This window comes from Novosphingobium sp., assembly GCF_036733805.1.
Taxonomy (GTDB): Bacteria; Pseudomonadota; Alphaproteobacteria; order Sphingomonadales; family Sphingomonadaceae; genus Novosphingobium.
Genome location: NZ_DAIMZT010000001.1, coordinates 48,411 through 73,580, shown reverse-complemented (window position 1 = coordinate 73,580; position 25,170 = coordinate 48,411). Strand labels below are relative to the sequence as shown.

Here is a 25,170-nt window from a genome sequence, read left to right as displayed (position 1 = left end):
GGCGACCTTCTATAGGACCGCCGCTTGCGCTCCGCCTTCCGAAGCTCCACGGATCGCCATCAAGCCCGCCAGTCTGAACAGCAGCGCGATGGAAACGGCTGCGCAGAGAAAGAGCGCGGCAACAACAACGATAAGAAGCATGACGTCGCGCTCCCCGCCCAGGACCGCCCCTACGAACGGGCCCGCGGCAAGCCCGCACGATTGCGAAGCGACCATCTGCGGCACGAGGCGGCCTTCATTATCAAGCGCGGCCGCGGCCGAGAGGTAAACCGGTTGCGCCACGTTCCAGGCGAAATTGAAGAGGCAGACCATCGAAGCGAAGAGAAGCGCGGCATGGGCATCGACCATCCCGATCGCGGCCGTCGATCCGGCGCAAACGAGAATGGAGCCGCCCAAGGGCAACTTCCGCCCAAACCTGGCGCCCACGATGCCCGCCATCAACGCGCCGGCAACGCCAGTGATCTGCGACAGGCTGAGCGCGTTTGCGACCGCCTGCTTTCCCAAATTCCTGACATCGCCGATCAGGGAAATATAAGCCCACAGAATCCCGCAGCCCAGGAAGAACAGGAAGATGGAAACAATGGCGGCCCATCTGCCCAACCGCGGCAATGAGGGGACATCGTGATGTTCCTCCAGATGGCTGCCGGCCGCCTTGGGCATGAAAGGAACAAAAACCAGGCTGGCGAGCGTTACGGCAACGACCAACATGTGGAATCCCCGCATCCCCACCGCATCAAATAGCGAAGGCAGACCAAAAAGGCCGACAGCACCATATCCGAGAATCCACATGATGAAGAAACCGAACTCCCGGTCCGGATTTCGAGTCATGCCGATCGCCGTGAACGCCAGCGAGGATAGCCCGCCCGCGCCAAGCCCGGCCACGAAGCGGGCCGTGGCCAGAAACCAAGGATCCTTGCCGAAGATGCAGGCCGCATTGCCGAGCGCCTCAACCAGCACGAAACCGATCAACATCGGCCACCAGGGAAGCCGGTGAGAGAGAAAGCTCAGCGCGATGACGGTAGCGGCATAGCCGGTCATTTCCGCCGAAGCGACATAGCCGGCCTGAGAGCCGGTGAGACCCAGCAGATCGACCAGCCCCTGAACGTAGCCGGGCTGAATAATGAAAACCAGAACCGGGACGATGCCCAGAACGGTTGCCGCCGTCACTGAAAAGCGGCGATCCATAGGCATGACCCTGAGGTCCGTCTCGACTGTGACTGTATCCCCTGGCTGCATCATCGGCCGATCCTCTTCAAATTCGCCGTGACGCAGAATATCCGCCTCACGAACTCCGCCAGGGAAGGACATCCGCCCGGCGGGCGGATGTCCTTATGCTCAGTAGCGGTAGCTGAACGCCACGCCGTAAGTCACCGGCATTCCGGCGAACCGGGTCGCCGCGTCCGACGCGCGGGTCGCCGTGGTCCAGTAATATTCGTTGGTCACGTTCCGACCCCAGACGCTGGCGCTCCATTTGCCGCCATCGCCCTCCACCCCGGCGCGAAGATCGAGCAAGGCGTAACCCTTGAGTCGATACAACGGCAGTTCACCGAAGCCACCGTTAGTGCTGCTGGTATAAGTGACGTTCGATCCGACGAAAGCTTCAAGCCCGGAATTGAGGGCCCAACGATATTCGACGTCGGTATTGCCGGACCATTTGGGCGTATAAGGGAACGCCTCTCCCTTGAACTGGCCGACAGTGCCGTCGGGCGTGCCGCTTATCAAGCTGCTGCGCACCTTGGACGCGACAAGCGTGATGGATGGCGAGATGGTAAGCCCGCTTACAGGACGCAGAATAGCGTTCAACTCAAAACCCGCGATCCGCGACTTGGGAACGTTGATGAGCGCTTCCCCGTTGCCGAATATCGGGATGTTGATGATGCCGCGGATCTGCTTGTTCTTGTAATCATAATAGAAGGCTGCGCCGTTCAGCTGCAGCTTATGATCGAACAGCGCGGCCTTGAAGCCCGCTTCATACGCCAGGACACTTTCCTGCGTCACCGGTAGAAGCGATGCGGCACTGGCAGCGGGAAGCGACTGGTAGGAGCCCGCCTTGTAACCCTTGCTCACGTTGGCATAGAGCAGAACATCTTGGGTGGCGTTGTAATTCAGGCCCACGCGCCAGGAAACATTGTCCTGATTGAGGTGATCCACAAATTCGCCGGCGAAGGGAGCCGTCGGATTGACGACCAATGTGCATCCACCGGAAACCGCCCCCAACCCTGGAATGAGCGCGTTCAGGGCTGCCGCCGCTGTGCCGCTGCCCGAATCCCGCGTGCAACCCACGTAAGAGCGTTTTGAATCAGTGTAGCGAATGCCGCCCTGAAGCTTCAGCGAGGGCAGGATCTCATATTCGAGATTGGCGAAAATCGCCTTATTCTTGGCCTTTTGCTTGTTGCTGGCAGTCACCTCGCCTCCCAGGAAAGCCTGGGTCGAGTGGCTGAAATTCAGGAACTGGTCCTCCGTGATGTTGTCCGACTGATAGTTCGCGCCAATAAGAGCATGACCTTCCTTGCCGAAATCTGCCGCCAAACGAACTTCCTGGAAGAAGGTGTCCACTTTGCCGCTGCTGATCGAACGGAACACGGTCACGTCCGTGCCGTCGATATCCACGGGCACGCGCCGCCTATATTCCTGGTACGAAGTGATCGAGGTAAGCGTCAGCGTATCATTCGGCTTATAGTCTATCCGTCCGGACGTGTGCCAATAGCTGTTATGCTGCTTGAAGGAGACCCCCGGATCCCAGCCCGCGGCCCGCGCATTGTTGGGAGCAAGTGGATATACGGCGAAGTCCGGATCAAATGGAATGCCGGTGATCGCAGCAGTCCTGCCGATCAGTTGCGGCGCCTGGGTTTCCGAATGATCCCGCCAGCCGTTGGCGTTGATCGAGACCGTCAGCGCGTCGGTCGGTTTCCAGTCCAGAAGCAATCGGCCGAGCAACTGGTTCTTCTCGCCATTGGTGTCGCTGCGGGTATAGCTGCGCTGCCAGTCATTGCTCCGCACCAGCTTGCCCGAAAGGCGCGCCGTCAGTGTCGGCGCCAGCGGGCCGCTCACAAAGCCGGAAAGATCGACCGAATTGAAACGTCCGTAGCTTAAATTGACCCCGGCTGAGAGATCGTTCGTGGGCTTGGTCGCAACGAAGTTGATCGCGCCGCCCGTCGAGTTTCCGCCAAACAAAGTGCCCTGCGGCCCCTTGAGCACTTCGACGCGCTGCAGATCGAGCGAGGCCCCCAGAGTGCCCCCCGAGTAAGGGATCGGAATTTCGTCAACATAGACCGTTACGGTCGGGCTCGCGGCGATGCTGCTGTCTTGGAAGCCGACGCCGCGAATGGTGTAGATCGGATCAGCGCGCGCCGTTTCGTTATAGTTGAAACCCGCTACCACCTTAGTGAGCTGGCTGGCATCCGTCACGCCGCGCTTCAGCAGGTTGTCTCCGGAAACCGCAGTGATCGACATGCCGACGTCATTGATGGACTCGGCGCGCTTCTGGGCTGTGACGATGATGTCTCCCGACGCGTCGGCATTGTTCGCCGCGCCCGCCGCAGGTCCGGAATCTTGCGCATAAGCCGGAGCTTGAATGGCCATGCCTAATAGCGAGGACGCGCCCAGCAATAGACATTTCCGATATAGATACATGTTTTTCTCCCTTTGCATGCGGCGCCTCAAACGGCTTCGCAATCCTGGGAGCGCGCCCCCGGGAATCCCTCATCGTGCTTGTATTCTTACGTGCGGGACGAAGAATAAATTAAACGTTCGAACGGTCAATCTATTTCTTGTCGAGGGGACAGGCGGCGGCCATGTTGCGCGCGCGCCGGGCAACACCGCACTGCGGCAATCGACCGACTACTCGGTCGATTGCCTGGCTATGAACAATCTTGTGGACCGAGACTTAGGCGTCGAAATCCAGCACCACCTCATCGCTCATCGGAACTGCCTGGCAGGTCAGCACATATCCTTGGGCGAGTTCTTCCTGGCTGAGTCCGAAATTCGCCTTCATCGCCACTTCGCCGCTGATGACCTTGGCACGGCATGTCGCGCAGACGCCCGCTTTGCAGGCAAACGGCGCGGGCATGCCTACGGCGCGCGCGTTTTCGAGAATGCTTCCTTTTTCAGCATCAAAGGCCAGCGTCCGCCTGCGCCCTTCCAGCGTGATCTGCACCTTGCGCCCGGCCGCTTTCAATTCCAGCTCGTGCGCGGCTGCCGCCTGGGCTGCCGACATCCGGCCCACCGTAAAGCGCTCAATGAGAATGCGGTCCTGAGGCACGCCGCCAGCGATGAGCCCGGCTTCCGCCGCATCCATCATCGGCCCGGGCCCGCAGATGAAGGCAGCATCGATGTCGGCCGGATCGACCAGCGTTTGCAACACTTGTGAAATCTTCTCGCTGTCGAGGCGACCATTGAACAGATCGACGTCCTCCTCTTCCTCTTCAAGGAAGTGGTAGACTTCGAGCTGACCCATGAACCGGTTCTTGAGAGCGGCGATTTCCTCAAGGAACATAATCGAGTTGGAGGCCCTGTTGCCGTAAAGCAATATGAAGCGGCTCTTCGGTTCCGCCGTCAGCGCCGACTTGAGGAGCGACAGGATCGGCGTGATGCCCGAACCACCGGCGAAACCGGCATAGGTGGCGCTGCGCTCCCGGTCAAAAGTCCAGGTGAAGCTGCCATGGGGCGGCATCACTTCAATCACCGCACCCGGCGCCAGCGACTGATTCGCCCAGGTCGAGAAGACCCCGCCGGCGATCTGCTTAATCGCGACGCGCAGTTCCCCTTCATGCGGCGCGACACAGAGCGAATAGTTGCGCCGCACGTCCTCGCCGTCGATCTCCTGGCGCAGCGTCAGGTGCTGGCCAGGCGAAAAGCTGAAGCTTTCGCGCAGCAGCTCAGGGAGTTCGAAACGGAGCGAAACGGCATCGTCCGTTTCGCGGCGGACTTCGGCTATCTTGAGCGGGTGAAACGTGGCAGACATATGCCCCCTAATGACATTTGAAACGATCGAACGGCTCCTGGCAACCGCGGCAGCGCCACAGGGCCTTGCAGGGCGTCGATCCGAAACGGCTTACTTCCAACGTGTCCGCCGAGCCGCAACGCGGGCATTCGACGGACTCGCTTCCCCGTAGGGAATGTCTGGCGCTGCCCTTCGGCGGCGGCGCGATACCATAGTCCCTGAGCTGCTCCCTGCCTTTGTCACTGATCCAGTCTGTGGTCCAAGGCGGCGACAGAACCGTCTCGATCGCCACATTGCCGAACGCGGCCGCATCGAGCGCGGAGCGAATCGCCATCTCGATCGCCAAGGTGGCGGGGCAACCCGTGTAAGTCGGCGTTATCAGCACGGCCGGCGGCAAAGGCCGCACACCCCGCACGATGCCGAGATCCACGACCGAAACCACCGGGATCTCCGGATCGGGCACCCCGGCCAGGATCGCCATGATCCTTTCGGTCGCGACAGCATCGAGGGGAGCCGCGGTGCTCATACGATCACCAGACGGCGTCGGGATAAGTGCGCGGCAGATATTGCATCGGTGCGAGCAGGTGGCCGAGATGCTCGGTGTGATGGCCGACACGCCCGCCGCGGACCGGATAGGGATAGACCGGCGCGGGCAACGTAGCCGCCGCCAGCACGCTATTCACCTTTTCATCGAAATTCGTGCGCAATGTCGTCTTGTCGGCGGCGATCCCGGCGTCGGCGAGGGAGCGCTCAAGATCGTCCATCTCAAACATCTCGTCAACGAAGCGCCAGAACCAGTCGAGGCCCTCGTTCATGCGGCGGCGGCTTTCCTCAGTTCCATCTCCCAGTCGCACCACCCAGTCCGCCGCAAGATCAGCGTGATACGCGACTTCCTTGATGGCCTTGGCGGCGATTTCAGCGATCCGCACATCAGTCGAGGCGGTGAGTTTCTCGAACAACGCAAGGCTATACGTCGAAAACAGGAACTGGCGAGCGATCGTCTGCGCGAAATCGCCGTTCGGCTGTTCCACCAGCAGGCAGTTGCGGAACTGAAGCGCATCGCGATGGAAAGCAAGACGGTCAGCGTCCCGCCCCTGCCCCTCGACTTCTCCCGCATAGCCCAGCAGCAGGCTTGCTTGTCCGATCAGGTCCAGACCTAGATTGGAGAGCGAGAGATCGACCTCGATCGTGGGCGAATGGCCGCACCATTCGCTGAGGCGCTGACCCAGGATGAGGCTGTCGTCACCCAGACGCAGCAAATATTGAAAAAGCGCGTTCATCACATGTGCTTCACAGCGTCGGGAAGGTTGTAGAAGGTGGGGTGGCGGTAGATCTTGGTCTCCGCCGGGTCGAACATCGAACCCGCCTGCTGCGGATCGGATGCTGCGATATCGGAAGACCGCACTACCCAGATGCTCACACCTTCCAACCGCCGCGTATAAGTATCACGGGCATGACGCATCGCCAGCTCGGGATCGGGCGCGTGCACCGAACCGACGTGCTTGTGCGACAGCCCGCCTCGCGAGCGGATGAACACTTCCCAAAGAGGCCAGTCCTTGCTCAACTTCGTTCTCCGTATCAGGCCGCGAGGCGCGCTTGACGCTTCGCTTCATAGGCATCGGCCGCTTCGCGCACCCAGGCGCCATCGTCCCAAGCCTTGCGGCGGGCTTGCATGCGCTCCTTGGCGGCAGACCCCTCACCGCGAACGACTGCGTAGAATTCCTCCCAGTCGATCGCGCCGAAATCGTAATGGCCACGCTCATCGTTCCATTTGAGATCGGGATCGGGAACGGTGAGCCCCAGCAGTTCGGCTTGAGGCACGGTGGCATCAACGAACTTCTGGCGCAGCTCGTCGTTGGTTTCGCGCTTGATGCGCCAGCGGATCGATTGCGCGCTGTTGGGCGAATTGTCGTCCGGCGGACCGAACATCATGAGCGACGGCCACCACCAGCGGTTCAGCGCGTCCTGCGCCATCTCTTTCTGCTCTGCGGTGCCGCCCGCCATCGCCAGCATGATCTCGTAACCCTGGCGCTGGTGAAAGCTCTCTTCCTTGCACACACGCACCATCGCGCGGGCATAGGGGCCGTAAGACGTGCGCTGAAGCGGCACCTGGTTCATGATCGCCGCGCCGTCCACCAGCCAGCCGATCGCGCCGATGTCGGCCCAGGTGAGGGTGGGATAGTTGAAAATCGTTGAATACTTCGCCTTGCCGCTATGCAGGGCGTCGATCATCTCCTCCCGGCTGGTGCCGAGCGTTTCCGCAGCGCAGTAGAGATAAAGGCCGTGACCACCTTCATCCTGCACTTTGGCAAGCAGGATCGCCTTGCGCCGAAGGCTGGGTGCGCGCGTCAGCCAATTGCCTTCCGGCAACATGCCGACGATCTCGCTATGCGCGTGCTGAGAGACCTGGCGAACAAGCGTCCGCCGGTAAGCCTCGGGCATCCAGTCGTTGGGCTCGATAAACTCATCCGCGGCGACGCGCGCCTCGAACGCAGCGATCAGGGCCGGATCCTCCCGGCCGATCGGCGTCGGCGCGGTTGCGTCCGACTTTCCAAGCTCAGTTGTATACATTGCACGCTCCTGCAGCTTATGCCGCCATCTTATAATTATCCGTATGGTCGGTCAATAAACAAATTCACACTCGTTCGATGACCAAGGCGATGCCCTGGCCGACGCCGATGCACATCGTACACAGCGCCAGTTTGCCGCCCCTGCGGCCAAGCTCTTCGGTCGCGGTCAGCGCAAGGCGCGCGCCGGACATGCCCAGCGGATGGCCAAGCGCGATGGCGCCGCCGTTCGGGTTAACATGCTCGGCATTGTCCGGCAGCCCGAGGCGGCGGAGCACCGCAAGCCCCTGTGAGGCAAAGGCTTCGTTCAATTCGACAACGTCGATGCCTCCAATACCCAAGCCCAAGCGATCGAGCAGCTTCTCACTCGCGGGGGCCGGGCCGATACCCATGATCCGCGGCGGCACGCCGGCAACCGCCCCGCCTAGAATGCGGGCGCGCGGCGTCAGCCCGTATTTCTCCACGGCCGATCCGCTGGCGATAATCAGAGCCGCCGCGCCGTCATTCACGCCTGACGCGTTCCCGGCGGTGATGGTCCCATCGGGGCGCACGATCGGCCGCAGCTTGGCCAACGCCTCGACACTGGTTTCACGCGGATGCTCATCGCGCGCAACGCGGATGGGATCGCCTTTTCTTTGCGGCACTTCAACCGCGACAATCTCCGCATCAAAGCGACCCGAAGCTTGCGCTGCCGCCGCGCGACGCTGGCTTTCTACCGCAAAGCGGTCCTGATCCTTGCGCGAGACCTGGAAATCGTCCGCAACGTTTTCGGCGGTTTCAGGCATCGAATCGACACCGAACTCTTCCTTCATCTTCCGATTGATGAAGCGCCACCCGATCGTGGTGTCGTACACCGCGTTCGAACGCGAAAATGCGCTTTCGGCTTTGGGCATCACAAAAGGCGCGCGCGTCATGCTCTCAACACCGCCGGCGACGATCAGGTCCGCATCGCCAGCCTTGATCGCGCGCGCAGCCATCGCCACGGCATCCAACCCCGATCCACACAAGCGATTGACGGTCGTTCCCGGCGCCGCAGTGCCGAGGCCGCCCAGCAGCGCGGCCATCCGCGCGACGTTGCGATTGTCTTCGCCCGCCTGATTGGCGCAGCCGAGGATGATATCGTCCAGAGCCGTCCAGTCGACACCCTCATTCCGTTCCTTCAGCGCACGCAGCACGACAGCCGCGAGATCGTCGGGCCGAACCGCCGCAAGAGCGCCGCCAAAACGGCCAATGGGTGTGCGAACGGCGTCGCAGATGAAAGCATCAGTCAAGACAATTCCCCTTCAATGATCTGTCCGCCGATCGATCGGCTGAGACCCTGAAACTCCGCTACCACGCGTCCATCCTCACCCCTAACGGTAACAGCGTAGACGCCGGTGCGTCCTTTCAACGCGCGCTCCTGCGCTTCCGCGATCAGTTTTTCACCGGCCCGGCCGCTGTCCAGAAAAGTGATCGATGCCCCTTGCGCAACCGTGGCGACATTGCGCGAATTACAGGCGTACGCGAAAGCCGAGTCCGCAAGGCCGAAGATCATACCGCCGTGCGCAATGCCAAAGCCATTGAGCATCTCGGCAGAGACGCGCATCGCGACTCGGGCATAGCCTTCCCGCGCCTCCTCAAGCTCCAGCCGCCATGCTTGGCCAGTGCCTTCGCGGGCAATAAGTGCGGTTGCGATTCGCCGCGAAAGATCGCCGCCGTCAGGATCCGGCGCCGCGTCCGCTGGGGAGGTCGTGTTTGTCGCAAAAGTCATGGCGATAAACATAGCGTCGCAATTCTAGCTTGCCAATGATAGTCTGAATGGTCATTTAATAAGTGGGAAAAATGCCCTCCGGGAGAAGACCAATGTACGAGACGATCGCATTCGAGATACGAGACTGCGTCGCCCGTCTGACATTCAACCGCCCTGACCGGCTGAACAGCTTCACTGCCGCGATGCATGGAGAGGTTGCTGACGCGCTGTCGCGGGTGGCCACCAGCGGCGAGGCCAGGGCCCTGCTTATCACCGGCGCCGGCCGCGGCTTTTGCGCGGGACAGGACCTGAATGACCGGGCCGTCGCGCCCGGCGGCGCACCTGTCGATCTGGGCGATTCAGTCGAGCGCTTCTATAACCCCCTTATCCGCCGGCTCACTTCGCTCGATATGCCGGTCATCTGCGCGGTGAACGGCGTCGCCGCCGGTGCCGGCGCCAATATCGCGCTGGCTTGCGACATCGTGATCGCTGCCCGCAGCGCAAAATTCATTCAGTCATTCGCGGCCATCGGCCTCATACCCGATACCGGCGGGACCTGGATCCTGCCTCGTCTCGTTGGTCAAGCGCGCGCTCTGGGTCTCGCGCTTACGGGCGAACCGCTGGGTGCGGAACAAGCCGAAGCCTGGGGGTTGATCTGGAAGTGCGTGGATGATGACCGGTTGCAGGCCGAAGCCGAAGCGCTCGCAGCGCGATTTGCCGCAGGGCCCACCAGGGGCCTGGCCGCAACGAAGCACGCGCTTCGCGGTTCGGGGCTGAAGTCGCTCGATCAGGAACTCGACAACGAGCGCGACCTGATGCGCGCGCTCGGCACCTCGGCGGATTATCGGGAGGGCGTGGCAGCCTTCCTTGAAAAGCGCCGCCCCAGCTTTACCGGCCAGTGACCGGCTGATTTTCCGGAGACGTCAACGTGACCATTCCAACCATAAAGAGCTTCGTCCGCCAAGAGTGGCTGGCGGGCAAGGGCGATTTCGAGCCGATCCATTCCGCCCTTACAGGAGAAGTGATCGCCGAAGTAAGCAGCAGCGGCCTCGATTTCGGCGAGATCGTTGACTTCGGCCACCGTGTCGGCGGTCCTGCACTGCGCGCCATGACATTCCATGAACGCGCCGCAATGCTCAAGGCCCTGGCCCAGGCCATCATGGCGCGCAAGGAGGAACTGTACGAACTGGCCCTCCCCACCGGCGCCACCCGGATCGACAATGCCATTGACATCGAGGGCGGCGCAGGAACCCTCTTCTCCTTCGCTTCCAAGGGCCGCCGCGAGCTTCCCAACGATCGCATCCTGATCGATGGCGACCCGGAAATCCTCGGCAAGGCGGGCAGCTTCGTCGGCCAGCACGTGTACACGCCGCTTCAAGGCGTGGCCGTTCACATCAACGCCTACAATTTTCCCGTTTGGGGCATGCTGGAAAAGCTGGGACCCACGCTGCTGGCCGGCGTTCCCGCGATCGTGAAGCCCGCGCAGCAGACCGGCTATGTGGCCGAGGCCGCCGTGCGCATTATGGTCGAAAGCGGGCTTCTGCCCGAAGGCGCGCTGCAACTCGTCTCGGGGACCGCCGGGGATCTGCTCGACCATCTGGGCGGACAGGACATCGTCGCCTTCACCGGCTCGGCTCACACAGCAGCGCTGCTTCAGCGCCACTCCGTCATCGCTCGGGAAGCAGTGCGCTTCACTGCCGAACGCGACTCGCTCAACGCTTCGATCCTTGGTCCTGATGCCGCGCCTGACACGCCCGAGTTCGAACTGTTCATCAAGGAAGTCGTCAAGGAGATGACGGTGAAGGCGGGCCAGAAGTGCACGGCGATCCGCCGCGCCATGGTCCCCGCGCATCTGATCGATGCAGCGCAGGAAGCGCTGTCCGCCCGCCTCGCCAAGACGGTCGTCGGAGATCCGAGCATGGAAGGCGTCCGGATGGGCGCGCTGGTCAGCCGCAAGCAGCTGGAGGACGTCCGCGCCAAGGTCGGGGAAATCTCCAAGGTCGCCCCTATCGTCTTTGGTGATGCGGAAAAGGTGTCATTGGTCGGTGAAGGACTGGCGGGCGGCGCATTCATTTCCCCCATCCTGATGCGCAGCGACGATCCCTGGAACGCGGACGCCGTGCATGAGGTCGAAGCCTTTGGCCCGGTCTCGACGCTGATGCCGTACAAGGATCTCGATGATGCGATCGCGCTCGCAAATCGCGGCAAGGGATCGCTCGCCATTTCGGTCTTCACACATGATGGGGGCGTGGCGCGCGACATGGTGCTCGGCGCCGGCGCGTATCATGGCCGCATGCTGTTCCTCGACCGCGACTGCGCCAAGGAGTCGACCGGCCACGGATCGCCGCTTCCCACGCTTGTTCACGGTGGCCCCGGCCGCGCCGGCGGCGGCGAAGAGCTGGGCGGCATTCGCGGGGTGAAGCATTACATGCAGCGTACCGCGCTTCAGGGAAGCCCTCGCACGTTGACCAAGGTGGTCAACCAGCAACTGCCCGGCGCGCCCGTCGTCGAAGGCGAACGGCATCCCTTCCGCCTGCGGTTCGGCGAGTTGGAGGCGGGCTACAGCCTGCTCACCGCGGCGCGAACCGTCACTCTGGACGACATCGAGCATTTCGCGCATTTCACGGGCGACACCTTCTACGCCCACATGGATGAAGAAGCGGCGAAGGCAAGCCCGATCTTCGGCGGTCGCGTCGCGCACGGATATCTTATCCTTGCTTTCGCGGCGGGGCTGTTCGTCGATCCCGCGCCAGGTCCGGTGCTGGCCAATTATGGCCTGGAAGGGCTTCGTTTCGTGAAGCCGATCAAGCCGGGCGAAGCCATCCGAGCGCGGCTCACTGTAAAGTCGAAAGCACTGAAGACGCCGGAAATGGGCGAGGTGCGCTGGAACGTACAGGTGACGAACCAGGACGACGAACTGGTGGCGAATTACGATCTTCTTACGATGAACGCGGTGTAAAGATGTCCCTCACCCTTGATCCGATCGAAACCGCATCCCGCGATGAACTGCAGGCGCTTCAGCTTGAACGTCTGCGCTGGTCGCTTGCCCATGCTTATGAAGGCAATCCGCGTTACCGTGAAAAATTCGATGCAGCCGGGGTGCACCCCGACGATCTGAAATCGCTTTCCGACCTGGCCCGCTTCCCGTTCACGACCAAGCAGGACCTGCGCGACGCATATCCCTTCGGCTTCTTCGCGGTCCCGCAGGAAAGACTGGCGCGTATTCACGCCTCCTCCGGCACCACCGGCAAGCCGACGGTGGTTGGTTATACGCGCAAGGACATTGAGACCTGGAGCCATGTCGTCGCCCGGTCCATCCATGCGGCGGGCGGGCGGCCAGGGATGAAAGCGCATATAGCTTATGGCTACGGCCTCTTCACCGGCGGACTGGGGGCGCATTACGGGGCCGAGGCGCTAGGCTGCGCGGTTATCCCCATGTCGGGCGGGCAAACCGAGAAGCAGGTCCAGCTCATTCAGGATTTCAAGCCGGAGATCATTCTCGTCACGCCCAGCTACATGCTCGCGATACTTGACGAGTTCCGTCGCCAGGGGCTGGACCCGGTTCAGAGCTCACTCAAGATCGGCATCTTCGGCGCCGAGCCCTGGACCGCCGAAATGCGTAGCGAGATCGAGCGCAGCTTCGGCATTGACGCGGTGGACATCTACGGTCTTTCGGAAGTCATGGGGCCTGGCGTGGCTCAAGAATGCGCCATCGCGAAAGATGGGCCGACAATCTGGGAGGATCATTTCTATCCGGAGATCATCGACCCTGAAACGGGCGCAGTCCTGCCGGACGGCGAGGAGGGCGAACTGGTGTTTACCTCGCTTACCAAGGAAGCAATGCCGATCATCAGATACCGCACACGCGATCTGACCCGGCTGCTGCCGGGCACGACGCGGACCATGCGGCGGATGGCGAAAATCACCGGTCGGTCCGACGACATGATGATTATTCGCGGCGTCAACGTGTTCCCCAGCCAGATCGAAGAGCTGATCCTGGGCTGCCCGGCATTGGCTCCGCATTACCAGATCGAGTTGACGCGCCCGGATCGGATGGATCAGATGCGGGTCCTAGTCGAATGCCGCGCCGGGGCCAGCGAGGAGGAGCGCACGGCTGACGGCAAGCGCCTGACGGAGCGGATCAAGCGCATGATCGGCGTTACCGTCGCGGTTGACGTTCGCCCGGACGGCGGGATCGCCCGGTCGGAAGGCAAGGCCAAGCGCGTTATCGATCTGCGCCCCAAGAACTGACCCGGAAGGACCTTCGCTGTGAAGAAGATGATCGTCCTCTACAAGACGCCCGCTGACACCGACGCTTTCATGCGCCACTATCGGGAAAAGCATCTGCCGCTCGTGGCGCGCATTCCCGGCCTGGTGAAAACCGAACTCACCCTGATCGAACGCACGCTGATGGGCGAACAAGGCAGCTTCCTGCTCGCCGAGTTATACTTCGCCGACGCCGAAAGCTTCAGGGCAGCCATGAAGAGTCAGCAAAATGCCGCCACTGGGGCCGACTTGGCGAATTTCGCGGAAGGTCTGGCAACGGTCATGACCGGCGAAGTGATCGAGGGCTGAACTGTGTCGGTGGAAAAGACCCTGTGCGACGGAATCCTTCACGTCACGATCCTGAATCCCCCTGTAAACGCACTCTCGCGCGAAGAACGCGCCGGCATCCTGGAGGCCATGGCCGCGACGGAAGCGCCCGGCGTACAGGCCGTCATCATTCAGGGCGCGAACGATACATTCATTGCCGGTGCGGACATCCGCGAATTCGGCAAGGAGCCCGAGCCGCCGCATCTGCCTGAAGTAATCGACGCAATCGAGCGTTGCAGCCGCCCGGTGATCGCGGCAATCGGAGGCCAGGCGCTGGGCGGTGGGCTGGAAATCGCGCTGGGTTGTCATTATCGTATTGCCACTCCGGGGGCACGGCTCGGGCTGCCGGAAGTCACCTTGGGCATCGTTCCCGGTGCGGGCGGAACACAGCGCCTGCCCCGCCTTATCGATCCGATCGCCGCCGCCGCCATGGTTTCGAGCGGCAAGCCGGTGACGGCAGCCAAGGCGCTTGCTTCGGGCTTGGTCGATCGCATTGCGCAGGAGGGCGATCTGATCGCGGAGGCGGTGCAATTCGCTCGTGAAGTGGCACAGGCCGATCTGGCCCCCCGACGCCTTTCGGGTCGAAACATTGCAGATCCTGCGGCGCACGCGGAAGCTTTCGAGCGTCTTGCCGCCAGCACGCGGCGGCAGGCACGGGGCGCGCAAGCGCCAATCGCCGCGCTTGAACTCGTCAAGCTGGCGGTGACGATGCCATTCACCGAAGGCACGGCTCGCGAACGAGAAACCTTCCTCAGGTTGCGCGCGGGAAATGAGGCCAAAGCGCTCCGCCATATCTTCTTTGCTGAGCGCGCCGCCGCCAAGCCGCCTGCTGATATCGGCGAAGCGTCTGCGCGCGCGGTCAGCCGTATCGGCGTGATCGGCGCTGGCACCATGGGCACCGGCATCGCGATGAGCTTCGCAGATGGCGGTTTTCCGGTAACAATAGTCGAAACCACCATGGAAGCGCTCGCGAAAGGGACAGAGCGCATCGCGCAGGGCTATCAGTCCAGCATCGAGAAAGGCCGTATATCGCAGTCTGTCGCCGCGGAGCGCATCGCGCTGGTGCACGGCACCACCGACTATGACGACCTTTCCGAGTGCGATCTGATCGTGGAGGCCGCTTTCGAAGCTATGGACGTAAAGCGGGATATCTTTCACCGCCTTGATGCGGTTGCGCGGCGAGGCGCCATCCTTGCTACGAACACTTCCTATCTCGACCTTGACGAGATCGCGGCTTTCACCAGTCGTCCGGGCGACGTGGTCGGCATGCATTATTTCAGCCCGGCGAACGTGATGCGCCTGCTTGAAATCGTGCGCGGCCGGGAGACCGCACCGGACGTTATCGTCACCGCGCTGCGCGTCGCCAAGCGGACAGCCAAGGTTCCTGTCGTGGCCGGCGTCTGCAACGGCTTTATCGGCAACAGGATGCTCAAAGCCTATGTGCGCGAGACCGGTCTTCTGTTGCTGGAAGGCGCCACGCCGGAACAGGTCGATACCGCCCTGACCCGCTTCGGCATGGCGATGGGCCCGTTCGCGGTGGCAGACCTTTCCGGAATCGATATCGGTTACAAGGCGCGCAAGGCCATGGCGCCGGGCAGCTACGAGCCGATGGGAACGATGGTTTACGATCGCCTTGCGGAAGCGGGCCATCTCGGTCGCAAGACCGGGAACGGCTTTTACCGATACGAAGACGGCAAGGCGGCGGGGATCAACCCCGAAGTGCCGAGCATCATCGCCGCCGCCCGGCGTGAGGCCGGCATCGCACAAAGGCAGATCGATGATACCGAGATCATCGATCGCTGCATGTTCGCGCTGGCGAACGAGGGCGGCTTCATTCTGGAGGAAGGCATCGCCGCTGCATCGGGCGATATCGATGTCGTTTACGTGAACGGTTATGGCTTCCCTCGGCACCGGGGCGGGCCGATGTTCCATGCCGAGCAATACGGATTGGAAGCCGTCCGTGACCGGATAGCGCAATTTGCAGCGGGTCCGTTCGGCAAGTGGTGGCGGCTCTCCCCATTCATTGGCGGAAACGGCGCGCAAACAGCGCTGGCGATGTAGCAAGGCGACTCTATATCTGCATTCTGAACTCTTTGGAGAAGCGAATATCATGACGGCGACCTCGGAAGCAGGCACTGCAATTGACCCCCGCGTTCAGGCATTCCTGACGAAGCAGCATGGGCTTTTCATCGACGGCGCGACGCGCGAAGCCAAAGGCAGCCGCCGCATCGACGTGTTCGATCCCGCGACCGGAGAAGTCGCCGCCACGGTAGCCTGCGCCGACGCATCGGATGTCGATCGCGCGGTGGCGTCAGCGAAGGCGGCGTTCGATGCGGGCATATGGAGCGGCCTGCCGCCGGTCGAGCGGGAGCGCATCCTTCTGAAATTCGCCGACCTGGTCGAGGCCCATGGCGAGGAGCTGGCGCAGCTCGAAACCATTAACCAGGGCAAGTCGATCAATATTGCGCGCATGCTCGATGTCGGCGCTTCGCTGGGCTACATGCGCTATTATGCCGGGCTTGCCACCAAGATCACCGGGCAGACCCTGGACGTGTCGATCCCGCTGCCGCCGGGCACCAGATATACGGCTTTCACGCGCCGTGAACCGGTGGGCGTGGTCGCCGCCATCTCACCCTGGAACTTCCCGATGATGATCGGCCTGTGGAAGGTTATGCCAGCGCTCGCCGCCGGCTGCACGGTAGTGCTTAAGCCCTCCGAGGTCACGCCGTTGACAAGCCTTCGCCTCGCTGAACTCGCTATCGAGGCCGGGGTGCCGGCCGGCGCCTTCAATCTCGTCACAGGAGATGGCGCGACCGGCGCCGCATTGGTCAATCATCCCGATGTCGCCAAAGTCACCTTCACCGGCTCCACCGCCACGGGCAAGGCGATCGCCCGCACGGCAGCGGATCGCCTGCTGAAGACCTCACTTGAACTCGGCGGAAAGAACCCCGCGATCTTCCTGAAGGACGTCGCGCTGGAACAGGCGGTGGGCGGCGCCATCATGGGCGGTTTCCTGAACAGCGGCCAGGTCTGCGCCGCCGCTTCACGGCTCTACGTCGCTCGCGAAATCTTCGACGATTTCCTCGGCGCCCTCAGCCAGGCGGTGGGCGGCATGGCGATTGGCCCCGGCCTTGATCCGGCTTCCCAAGTGACGCCTGTGGTGTCAGCGCTGCATCGCGACAAGATCATCGGACACATCGAAGAGGCCCGGCGCGCGGGCGCGCGTGTGGTCACGGGCGGCGACATGCCGAACCGGCCGGGCTACTACGTCCGCCCGACCATAATCGCCGACACCACTAATGACATGGTGATCTGCCGTCAGGAAGTTTTCGGTCCGGTGGTGACGGTCATGCCCTTCAGCGACGAGGAAGAGGCAATCCGCCTGGCCAACGATACCAACATGGGCCTTACGGCGTCGCTATGGACGAACGATCTGGCCAAGACCATGAACATCGTGCCGCGCCTGAAAGCGGGCACGGTATGGGTCAACAGTCACAACATGATCGATCCGAACATGCCGTTCGGCGGGTACAAGGAATCGGGTATCGGTCGCGACTTTGGCACCAGCGCCCTCGACAGCTACACCGAACTCAAGTCCGTCTGCATCGCAACCTGACGGCGCGGGCCTGAATGGCTTGATCGGCGCTTAATCCAGTGAAGATCGGCGGAAAACACGCCGATCTTCACTGACGCTTGATTGCGAATGATCGAACAGTTCAGCGCGACGATCCTGCGATCGTCATTGCACCAGGTCCAGCCCTGCCTCCCCAATCGTGGAGCATCCCGTGAGCGCCAGCGAGCGGTCAAGCTGCGAACGCAGCAGTTCCAGCATCGCGCGCACTCCCGCCTCCCCGGCGGCGGCAAGAGCATAAAGAAGCGGCCGGCCGATCAGCACGCCTCGCGCGCCCAGCGCCAATGCCTTGAGCACATCGCCACCTTCACGAACCCCACTGTCCAGCAGTAAGGGGCCACCGGGCGTTGGCCCGAACCACCGGAGCTGATCGATCGGGGCAGGCGCCTCGTCAAGCTGTCGCGCCCCATGATTGGACAGGACCACCGCATCCACACCCGCTTCGAAGCAGCGGCGCACGTCGTCCTCGCGCAGCAACCCTTTGACGATCAGGGAACCCTTCCAGCGATCGCGCAGCCGTCTCAGCGCGTCCCAGTCGAACCCCGCTTCCATTTCCCGGCGCATGAGCCGCAACTGCGCTTCCATGCTCAGCGACCGATTGTCGTAATGCGCCACGCGTGGGGGGCCATAAAACGCCTGCTTGAGGCTCCAGCGCGGATGGGTAACTACATCGAACGCCATGCGCGGCGTTATGCGCAGCGGCAGAGAAAAATGATTGCGCTCATCGCGCCGCCGCTCTCCATTGACCACCACGTCAATAGTCAGGACGAGCGTGGAGACGCCAGCATTCTCCGCGCGCTGCATCAGCCAATTGGCGCTCGTTTCTTCCAGCACGTAAAGTTGGAACCAGAGTTCGGCTCCATCCACCGCGCGCGCGATATCCTCTATTGTAGTGCTGGCCGCCGTCGAGAGGCAATAAGGAATGCCAGCGTCCCGCGCGCAACGAGCCAGGATCAAATCCCCCTTGGGATGCAAGATGTTGACAAGCCCCATCGGCGCGATCGCGAAGGGGCTGGCCCACGTCTTCCCGAAAAGTTCCGTGGACTGATCGCGAATGGAAACATTGCGAAAGGCCCGGGGGACGAGGCAAAGCTTTGCAAATCCTTCGACATTGCGGCCCAGCCCCCGTTCTTCACCGGCGCCGCCGTCAATGAAATCGAACGCCATGCGCGGCAGGGCGCGACGGGCCGCGCGGCGGAAATCCTCATGGCTGAGACAGCGCGCCGCTATTCGACGCTCACGCGCCGAAGTAGTGCGGGTCCTTCCGATTTGCTCTTCGTGCATTCTATCCCCTGACCGACGTGACCCGCCCTATATGAAGATGCGCGAACTGTCGTCGCCATCATTCGATCAACTCGATCTGTCCCCGCCTACCCGATGACCTGCGCAATGGCAGAGGTAATGTCGCCCTGCCCCAACTTGGTCAATGCCCTGGCTCTATAGGTTTTCACAGAGGTCGCCTTGATGCCGAGCGCGCGCGCTATATCCCGCGGTGGCATTGCCAGCGCCAGGCGTGCAAGCACGGTGCATTCCATGACGGACAGATCGGGGAAACGCTCTCGCAATCGTCCTTCAAGGCGCGTGATCGCCAACGCTGGGTCTGCCGCCCGTTGCTGGCGCAGCAGGCCGGCAATCGCGATATTGGCCAGATATGTTAGAGCGGCGATCACGTGGTCCGGATCGGACGATCCTTCTCTCAGATAATAATTGAGCACCAGCGAACGGTCGGGCTGACGCAGGACGAAGCTGATCTTGTGATCGAACAAGGGGCGTTCAAAGCAGATGCGGCGATATTCATCGAAACTGATTTCTCGCGCGCCAATGACGTGGCGGAAGAAACCGGAAGGTCCAGCCTGCTCGATAAGAGGATCGGAGCGAAAGAAGCGGCCCGCGTACCCCTCTACCCGTTGGCGCTGGTCATCGAGCCACGACGCCGCTGCCAATACTTGAGGCGCCAAGCCCGATTGCCGCTCCCAGGCGAAAATCTCTTCCACGGCCGCTATTTCGGAGGCGAGCCGCAAAAGAAGCTCCGCAAAAGCATCAGTCCCGCACGAATCGATCAGGGCGGCGCAACCCATGGGATCGACCGTTCTCAAGGCAAGATCGGCGGATGACGCGGGGAGAACCATGACCCGTCCCTTCAGCTCATCGAGGCAACGCTTTTTTCGAACGATTTATCGTCCGGCCCTCTGTTTGTTTTGTCCTCTTTTCGGATGACAAATCGGCAATCGCGCAATGGTAACAAGAACGCAAGAAACCTTTTGATCCTGGAGAAGAAGTCTATGGCAAAGCCCTTCGCGTCCTCGGCCGATACGGCCCCCAAGCAGGAAACGCTCGAAGTCCTGGCCGAAGGTGTTTATGCCCTCACCGCCGAAGGTGACCCCAATGTCGGCGCTATCGAGGGTGAAGACTTCTTGGTCTGCATCGAAGCGCGCGCCACGCCGGCGGCGGCGCGTGACTGGCTCGCGAAGCTGCGTGAACACACGGACAAGCCGGTGAAATACCTCGTCCTTACTCACTACCACGCCGTGCGCGTCCTCGGCGCGAGCGCGTTCGAGGCCGAGAACATCATCACCAGCGAAACGACCCGCAAGCTCATAGAGGAACGCGGCCAGGAAGACTGGCTGAGCGAATATGGCCGTATGCCGCGCCTGTTCAAGCAGCCTGAGGAAATTCCGGGCCTGACCTGGCCCACGCAAACCTTTGAGGGGCAATTCAGCATCCCGCTCGGCGGCGATCGCGGCAGCGTAGACTTGTTTTTCTGCGGCCGCGGCCACACCGCAGGGGACATCATCGCCTGGCACGACCGATCGAAGACTCTGTTCGCGGGCGATCTGGTGGAGGCCGAAGCCGCGCTTTACACCGGCGACGCCTTCCACTTCGATTGGTCGACTGGCACTCTGGACAAGATCAAGGCGTTCCGCTCCGAAAATCTGGTCGGCGGCCGCGGGGCGGTCGCGCGGGGCGTCGCGGCGACCGATGCCGCGATCGAGCAGACCCGCGCCTTCTTGCAGGGCATGATCGCTGAGGTTGGAACCGTTCACAAGCGCGGCGGCACCCTGAAGGAAGCCTTCGAAGCCACTCATGCGCGGCTGGCGCCCAAGTTCGGCATGTGGCCGATCTTCGAGCATTGCCTGCCCTTCGATGTGCAGCGTCTGTGGGACGAGTTCGACGGGATCGACTGGCCGCGCATCTGGACCGAAGAGCGCGATCGCGAAGTCTGGGCTCAGTTGCAGGACTGATGCCGTGGCCACCGCACCCGAACCCGAGAGCCGCGTCGGCGGCATCCCTGTCTGGCGCCAGCTGAACCCGGCCGCCGCGCCGGCGGCGGGCGCGATACAGTCCGTGCCGGTCGTGATCGTTGGCGCCGGCCCGGTCGGGCTGGCCATGGCGATCGACCTGGCTCAACGCGGCCACAAGATCGTACTTCTGGGAAAGTTCGCCTTCGTGCCGGCCGGGTCCAAGGCGATTTGCTTTTCCAAGCGATCACTCGACATTCTCGATCGGCTGGGCGTCGGCGAGGCCAGCGTGGAAAAGGGCGTGACCTGGGATCAGGGCAAGGTGTTCTGGAAGGACAGTCGCGAGCCGGTCTACCAGTTCGACATTCTGCCCGTCAAAGACCAGAAGATGCCAGGCTTCATCAACCTGCAGCAATACCACATGGAGGACTTGCTGCTGGCCCGGCTGGCGGAATTTCCGGAGGTCGATTTTCGCCCCGGACATGAAGTCATCGCCCTTGACGCTGGGGATGACGGCACGACGGTAATGGTTCGCGCCGGTGAGGTCGAATACCGGATTGCTGCCGACTGGCTGATCGCTTGCGATGGATCACGATCGTTCATCCGCACGGAGATGGGCCTCGATTTCCAGGGCCGTGTCTTTGAGGACAATTTCCTGATCGCCGATGTTCGCATGGATCGCGAGCAGGAGTCCGAGCGCTGGTTCTGGTTCGATCCGCCGTTCAATCCCGGCCAGTCAGCGTTGATGCATAAGCAGCCCGAGGGCATTTGGCGGCTGGACTTCCAGCTTGGCTGGGGCATCGACCGCCAGGCAGCCGTGCAATCGGAAAATGTCGAGCAGTATGTGCGCGCCATGCTGGGCGACGATGCCCGGTTCGAAGAGGAATGGTATTCAGTCTACACTTTCCAATGCCGCCGGATGGAGCATTTCCTGCACGGCCGCGTGATCTTCGCGGGCGACAGTGCTCATCTCGTCTCGCCCTTCGGGGCGCGTGGCTGCAACGGCGGCTTTGCCGACATCGACAATCTGGGCTGGAAGCTGGATCTCGTGCTGCGCGGCGAAGCGCAGGCGAGACTGCTTGACACCTACGATCATGAGGCGGTTGTCACCGCCGACGCCAATATTCAGGCATCCTCGCGCTCCGCCGACTTCCTGACGCCTAAGACCAGGATGAGCGCTATCTTCCGGGATGCGGTGTTGGAACTGGCGAGCGAGTTTCCCTTTGCCCGTCAACTCGTCAATTCGGGCCGGCTGTCAGTGGCCATTTCTTATCCCGCCAGCCCGCTGGGCACGCCGGACGAGGACGACTGGCAAGGGCGCGGCGTTCCTCCAGGCAATGTCGCGCTGGATGCACCGTTCGGCGAAGACTGGCTGCTGGAAAAGCTTGGCGGGGGTTTCATGCTGTTGACAGCGGCTCCACTTGAACCGGTTCCGGGAACCGTCACTTTGGTTGTTCCCGCCGATTACGCCACCGTCCGCGCGCGCTATGCGATGGAGGAGGCCGGGGCCTATCTTATCCGGCCGGATCAATATGTCGCGGCACGCTGGAAGAACCCGACGAAGACGAAGATCGAAGCCGCCCTGGCGCGCGCGAAGGGAGCCATGCTGTGACTTTGATAACAAAGCCCAATCTTGTCGATCCCGATGCCGTCTATGAACGGATCATCGCTCTGCACGAAGGGCGCAGCGACGAGGACTCCGAACGGATCAACGCCCGGCTCATCCTCCTGTTGGCCAATCATATTGGCGATCAGGATACCATCTTTGAAGCCATCACCCTTGCTGGGAAGGAGAAGGCGTCATGAACGGATACCTGACAGGATTTCTCAACAATTTCGCGACGGAGGCCGTTCCCGGCGCGCTGCCGGTGGGCCGCAACAGTCCGCAACGGCCGGCTTATGGCCTCTATGCCGAACAGTTCTCCACTTCCGCGTTCACCATGCCGCGGGTCCAGAATCGCCGTTCCTGGCTCTATCGGATGCGGCCGATGGCGGAACACCGCCCGTTCGTACCGGTAGACCTGGCGCCCCGCCTCGCCAGCGGTCCGTTCACGCACGAGCCGGTCAGCCCCAATCGCCTGCGCTGGAATCCCCTCACGCTGCCGGAAGGACCGGTGGATTGGGTCGAAGGGCTCGTAACTTATGCCGGCAATGGCGATGTCGGCTGTGGGGCAGGCATCGGCATTCATCTCTACGCCGCCAATCGCTCAATGGAGCGGCGCGTGTTCCAGTCCAGTGACGGCGAATTGCTGATCGTCCCCCAAATGGGCACGCTGCACATTACCACGGAAATGGGCCGGATGGAGGTGCCGCCGGGGTACATCGCATTGATCCCCCGCGGGCTGCGGTTCGCGGTCATGCTTGACGGCCCTTCGCGCGGCTATGTCTGCGAGAATTACGGCGCACCCTTTCAATTGCCTGACCTGGGCCCGATCGGTGCCAACGGCCTGGCCAACCCGCGTGACTTCGAAACGCCGGTCGCCTGGTACGAAGACAGTGAGGACGAACACGAGTTCATCCAGAAGTTCCAGGGCCGAATGTGGCGCACCGTGCTGGACCATTCACCTTTCGACGTGGTTGCTTGGCACGGCAATACGGCGCCCTGCCGCTATGACCTCTCTCGTTTCAACACGATCGGCACGGTCAGTTTCGACCATCCCGACCCGTCGATCTTTACGGTCCTGACGAGTCCCAGCGAAATCCACGGCACCGCGAATTGCGACTTCGTGATCTTTCCGCCGCGCTGGATGGTCGGTGAGGACACTTTCCGGCCCCCATGGTTCCATCGCAATGTCATGAGCGAGTTCATGGGCTTGGTCCACGGCATCTATGATGCCAAGGAAGGCGGTGGTTTCGAACCGGGCGGCGCAAGCCTGCATAATCAAATGAATGGCCACGGCCCTGACGCTGAAACCACCCGCAAGGCGATGAACGCAGAACTTGCCCCGTTCAAGATTGACGGAACGCTGGCGTTCATGTTCGAAAGCCGCTGGGTGATCCGCCCCACCGCCGCTGCTATGGCGCTTCCCGGCCTGCAGGACGATTACGACGCCTGCTGGGAAGGCTTTCCAAAGGCTCAGCTTCCGCGATGACCACGATGCTTGACAAGACTCACGACCCGCACGCCACCAGTTGGGTGGAAGGAACGGAGGGCGATACGCCGTTCCCGATCCAGAACCTGCCGCTGGGCATATTTACTCCGCCCGGCGAAAACCGCGCACGCGGCGGCATAGCCATCGGCGATAAGGTACTGGATCTTGTCGGGCTCCCCGGCCTTCTTCAAGGTCCGGCCGCCGAGGCCGCGCGTCTTGCCGATGCACCGGCCCTCAATGCCCTCTTCACTTCCGGCAATGATCTGGCCGACGCCTTGCGCCTTGCCGTCTTCGACTTGTTGACCGACCCGAAGCATGAGGGCGATGTAGCCCCACTGCTGCATCCGATGGCTGGCTGTACGCTGCATTTGCCTTTCGCCATCGGCGATTACACCGACTTCTATACCGGCATTCACCACGCCGAGAATGTGGGCCGCCAGTTTCGGCCCGACAATCCGCTACTGCCGAATTACAAATACGTACCCATCGGCTACCACGGACGCGCCTCTTCCATACGCCCGAGCGGCGATGATGTCATACGCCCGCACGGCCAGCGCAAAGCGCCGGACGCCGATGCGCCGGTCTTCGGACCTTCGCAGCGGCTGGATTACGAGCTGGAAATGGCGATCTGGACTGGGCGGGGCAATGCGCTGGGCGCGCCGGTGCCGATCACAGAGGCAGGACGGCATATCGCCGGCCTCTCCATCCTGAACGACTGGTCCGCCCGCGATCTTCAAGCATGGGAATATCAACCGCTCGGGCCGTTCCTAGCCAAGAATTTCCATTCGACCGTTTCGCCTTGGCTGGTCACATCCGCCGCCCTGACCCCGTTCCGCACGGCGCAACCGTCCAGGCCGGAGGGCGATCCAGCGCCCTTGCCCTATCTGGCTGACGCATTGGATCAGGCCCAGGGCGCTTATGCCGTCATCATGGAAGTGCACCTGAGCACTGCCGCGATGCGGGAGGCCAGCGCTCCCCCCTTCCGGCTCAGCCGTGGCCCGATGACAGCGATGTATTGGACGGCAGCGCAGCTTATCACTCATCACACCTGCAACGGTTGCAATCTTCAACCGGGCGACCTGCTCGGCACCGGCACGCTGTCAGGTCCTGAGCGTGAAAGCTTCGGCAGCCTGCTGGAGCTTTCGCAGGGCGGCAAGACACCGATCCAGCTGCCTAACGGCGAAACCCGCACCTTCCTGCTGGATGGCGACGAGATCGTTATGACCGCCCATGCCGAGGCCGAAGGTCGTCGCCGGATCGGCTTCGGCGAATGTCGGGCCCGTATTCGCGGATAAACGCCACGCCACAATGCCGCCTGGTGGCCGGTGATCGAGCCGAATTTCCGCGCTCGCACGCCATAATCTTGATCGACTGATC

Annotated in this window: 22 protein-coding genes; 11 read left to right on the top strand and 11 right to left on the bottom strand. The window is 62.2% G+C overall.

The window, feature by feature from the left end; translation table 11 throughout:
• Positions 1 to 9: 9 nt before the first annotated feature.
• The 9 genes from V7D69_RS00310 to paaI all read right to left on the bottom strand — a co-directional run bounded on the left by V7D69_RS00310 (position 10) and on the right by paaI (position 9,259).
• A complete protein-coding gene (locus V7D69_RS00310; protein ID WP_324061945.1) occupies positions 10 to 1,239 on the bottom strand; it encodes an MFS transporter in 1,230 nt (409 codons plus the stop codon).
• Positions 1,240 to 1,335: 96 nt separating this feature from the next.
• Positions 1,336 to 3,633, bottom strand: a complete 2,298-nt coding sequence (locus V7D69_RS00305) for a TonB-dependent receptor (protein ID WP_333604780.1) — start codon at positions 3,631 to 3,633, stop codon at positions 1,336 to 1,338.
• A gap of 253 nt (positions 3,634 to 3,886) precedes the next feature.
• Complete coding sequence (gene paaE / locus V7D69_RS00300; RefSeq protein WP_324063434.1) at positions 3,887 to 4,963, bottom strand: 1,2-phenylacetyl-CoA epoxidase subunit PaaE; 1,077 nt, start codon at positions 4,961 to 4,963, stop codon at positions 3,887 to 3,889.
• A 7-nt stretch (positions 4,964 to 4,970) separates the two neighbouring features.
• Positions 4,971 to 5,468, bottom strand: a complete 498-nt coding sequence (paaD, locus tag V7D69_RS00295; protein ID WP_333604779.1) for a 1,2-phenylacetyl-CoA epoxidase subunit PaaD — start codon at positions 5,466 to 5,468, stop codon at positions 4,971 to 4,973.
• 4 nt (positions 5,469 to 5,472) lie between these two features.
• Positions 5,473 to 6,222, bottom strand: coding sequence for a 1,2-phenylacetyl-CoA epoxidase subunit PaaC (gene paaC / locus V7D69_RS00290; RefSeq protein ID WP_333604778.1), 750 nt, complete (start codon positions 6,220 to 6,222; stop codon positions 5,473 to 5,475).
• Positions 6,222 to 6,506 (bottom strand): 1,2-phenylacetyl-CoA epoxidase subunit PaaB, encoded by a 285-nt coding sequence (gene paaB / locus V7D69_RS00285; RefSeq protein WP_324063440.1) that lies wholly within the window; start codon positions 6,504 to 6,506, stop codon positions 6,222 to 6,224. The genes paaC and paaB overlap by 1 nt, the downstream gene beginning before the upstream one ends.
• Positions 6,507 to 6,520: 14 nt before the next feature.
• Positions 6,521 to 7,513 carry a 1,2-phenylacetyl-CoA epoxidase subunit PaaA gene (gene paaA, locus V7D69_RS00280; RefSeq protein WP_333604777.1) on the bottom strand — a complete coding sequence of 331 codons (993 nt, stop codon included), beginning with the start codon at positions 7,511 to 7,513 and terminating at the stop codon, positions 6,521 to 6,523.
• Between the two features lie 64 nt (positions 7,514 to 7,577).
• Positions 7,578 to 8,780, bottom strand: a complete 1,203-nt coding sequence (pcaF, locus tag V7D69_RS00275) for a 3-oxoadipyl-CoA thiolase (protein WP_333604776.1) — start codon at positions 8,778 to 8,780, stop codon at positions 7,578 to 7,580.
• A complete protein-coding gene (paaI, locus tag V7D69_RS00270; RefSeq protein WP_333604775.1) occupies positions 8,777 to 9,259 on the bottom strand; it encodes a hydroxyphenylacetyl-CoA thioesterase PaaI in 483 nt (160 codons plus the stop codon). Before paaI ends, pcaF begins: the two co-directional genes overlap by 4 nt.
• A 92-nt stretch (positions 9,260 to 9,351) precedes the next feature.
• On the opposite strand from paaI, the gene paaG reads away from it, so the two are divergent.
• The 6 genes from paaG to V7D69_RS00240 are packed head-to-tail and all read left to right on the top strand — an operon-like array spanning position 9,352 to position 17,447.
• Positions 9,352 to 10,140, top strand: a complete 789-nt coding sequence (paaG, locus tag V7D69_RS00265) for a 2-(1,2-epoxy-1,2-dihydrophenyl)acetyl-CoA isomerase PaaG (protein WP_333604774.1) — start codon at positions 9,352 to 9,354, stop codon at positions 10,138 to 10,140.
• Positions 10,141 to 10,166: 26 nt separating this feature from the next.
• Entirely contained in the window at positions 10,167 to 12,197 is a 2,031-nt protein-coding gene (gene paaZ, locus V7D69_RS00260) for a phenylacetic acid degradation bifunctional protein PaaZ (RefSeq protein WP_333604773.1), read from the top strand.
• 2 nt (positions 12,198 to 12,199) lie between these two features.
• The gene (gene paaK / locus V7D69_RS00255; protein WP_333604772.1) at positions 12,200 to 13,489 is read left to right on the top strand and encodes a phenylacetate--CoA ligase PaaK; all 1,290 of its coding nucleotides are present in this window, start codon (positions 12,200 to 12,202) and stop codon (positions 13,487 to 13,489) included.
• Positions 13,490 to 13,516: 27 nt separating this feature from the next.
• Positions 13,517 to 13,813, top strand: a complete 297-nt coding sequence (locus V7D69_RS00250) for an EthD family reductase (RefSeq protein ID WP_324063969.1) — start codon at positions 13,517 to 13,519, stop codon at positions 13,811 to 13,813.
• A gap of 3 nt (positions 13,814 to 13,816) precedes the next feature.
• Positions 13,817 to 15,892 carry a 3-hydroxyacyl-CoA dehydrogenase NAD-binding domain-containing protein gene (locus tag V7D69_RS00245; RefSeq protein ID WP_333604771.1) on the top strand — a complete coding sequence of 692 codons (2,076 nt, stop codon included), beginning with the start codon at positions 13,817 to 13,819 and terminating at the stop codon, positions 15,890 to 15,892.
• 49 nt (positions 15,893 to 15,941) lie between these two features.
• Positions 15,942 to 17,447 (top strand): aldehyde dehydrogenase family protein, encoded by a 1,506-nt coding sequence (locus V7D69_RS00240; protein WP_333604770.1) that lies wholly within the window; start codon positions 15,942 to 15,944, stop codon positions 17,445 to 17,447.
• A 123-nt stretch (positions 17,448 to 17,570) separates the two neighbouring features.
• Here V7D69_RS00240 and V7D69_RS00235 read toward each other — a convergent pair whose 3' ends face one another.
• Together V7D69_RS00235 and V7D69_RS00230 are read right to left on the bottom strand one after the other, a co-directional pair.
• Positions 17,571 to 18,746 (bottom strand): alpha-hydroxy acid oxidase, encoded by a 1,176-nt coding sequence (locus V7D69_RS00235; protein WP_324064285.1) that lies wholly within the window; start codon positions 18,744 to 18,746, stop codon positions 17,571 to 17,573.
• An 86-nt stretch (positions 18,747 to 18,832) separates the two neighbouring features.
• A complete protein-coding gene (locus tag V7D69_RS00230) occupies positions 18,833 to 19,591 on the bottom strand; it encodes a helix-turn-helix transcriptional regulator (protein WP_324064284.1) in 759 nt (252 codons plus the stop codon).
• A gap of 153 nt (positions 19,592 to 19,744) precedes the next feature.
• On the opposite strand from V7D69_RS00230, the gene V7D69_RS00225 reads away from it, so the two are divergent.
• The 5 genes from V7D69_RS00225 to fahA are packed head-to-tail and all read left to right on the top strand — an operon-like array spanning position 19,745 to position 25,088.
• The gene (locus V7D69_RS00225) at positions 19,745 to 20,704 is read left to right on the top strand and encodes an MBL fold metallo-hydrolase (protein ID WP_324064283.1); all 960 of its coding nucleotides are present in this window, start codon (positions 19,745 to 19,747) and stop codon (positions 20,702 to 20,704) included.
• A 4-nt stretch (positions 20,705 to 20,708) separates the two neighbouring features.
• A complete protein-coding gene (locus V7D69_RS00220; protein ID WP_333604769.1) occupies positions 20,709 to 22,313 on the top strand; it encodes an FAD-dependent monooxygenase in 1,605 nt (534 codons plus the stop codon).
• Positions 22,310 to 22,507 carry a DUF2783 domain-containing protein gene (locus V7D69_RS00215; RefSeq protein WP_324064281.1) on the top strand — a complete coding sequence of 66 codons (198 nt, stop codon included), beginning with the start codon at positions 22,310 to 22,312 and terminating at the stop codon, positions 22,505 to 22,507. The genes V7D69_RS00220 and V7D69_RS00215 overlap by 4 nt, the downstream gene beginning before the upstream one ends.
• Positions 22,504 to 23,793, top strand: a complete 1,290-nt coding sequence (hmgA, locus tag V7D69_RS00210) for a homogentisate 1,2-dioxygenase (RefSeq protein ID WP_333604768.1) — start codon at positions 22,504 to 22,506, stop codon at positions 23,791 to 23,793. The genes V7D69_RS00215 and hmgA overlap by 4 nt, the downstream gene beginning before the upstream one ends.
• Positions 23,790 to 25,088, top strand: a complete 1,299-nt coding sequence (fahA, locus tag V7D69_RS00205) for a fumarylacetoacetase (protein WP_324064279.1) — start codon at positions 23,790 to 23,792, stop codon at positions 25,086 to 25,088. The genes hmgA and fahA overlap by 4 nt, the downstream gene beginning before the upstream one ends.
• The last annotated feature ends 82 nt before the right edge of the window (positions 25,089 to 25,170 follow it).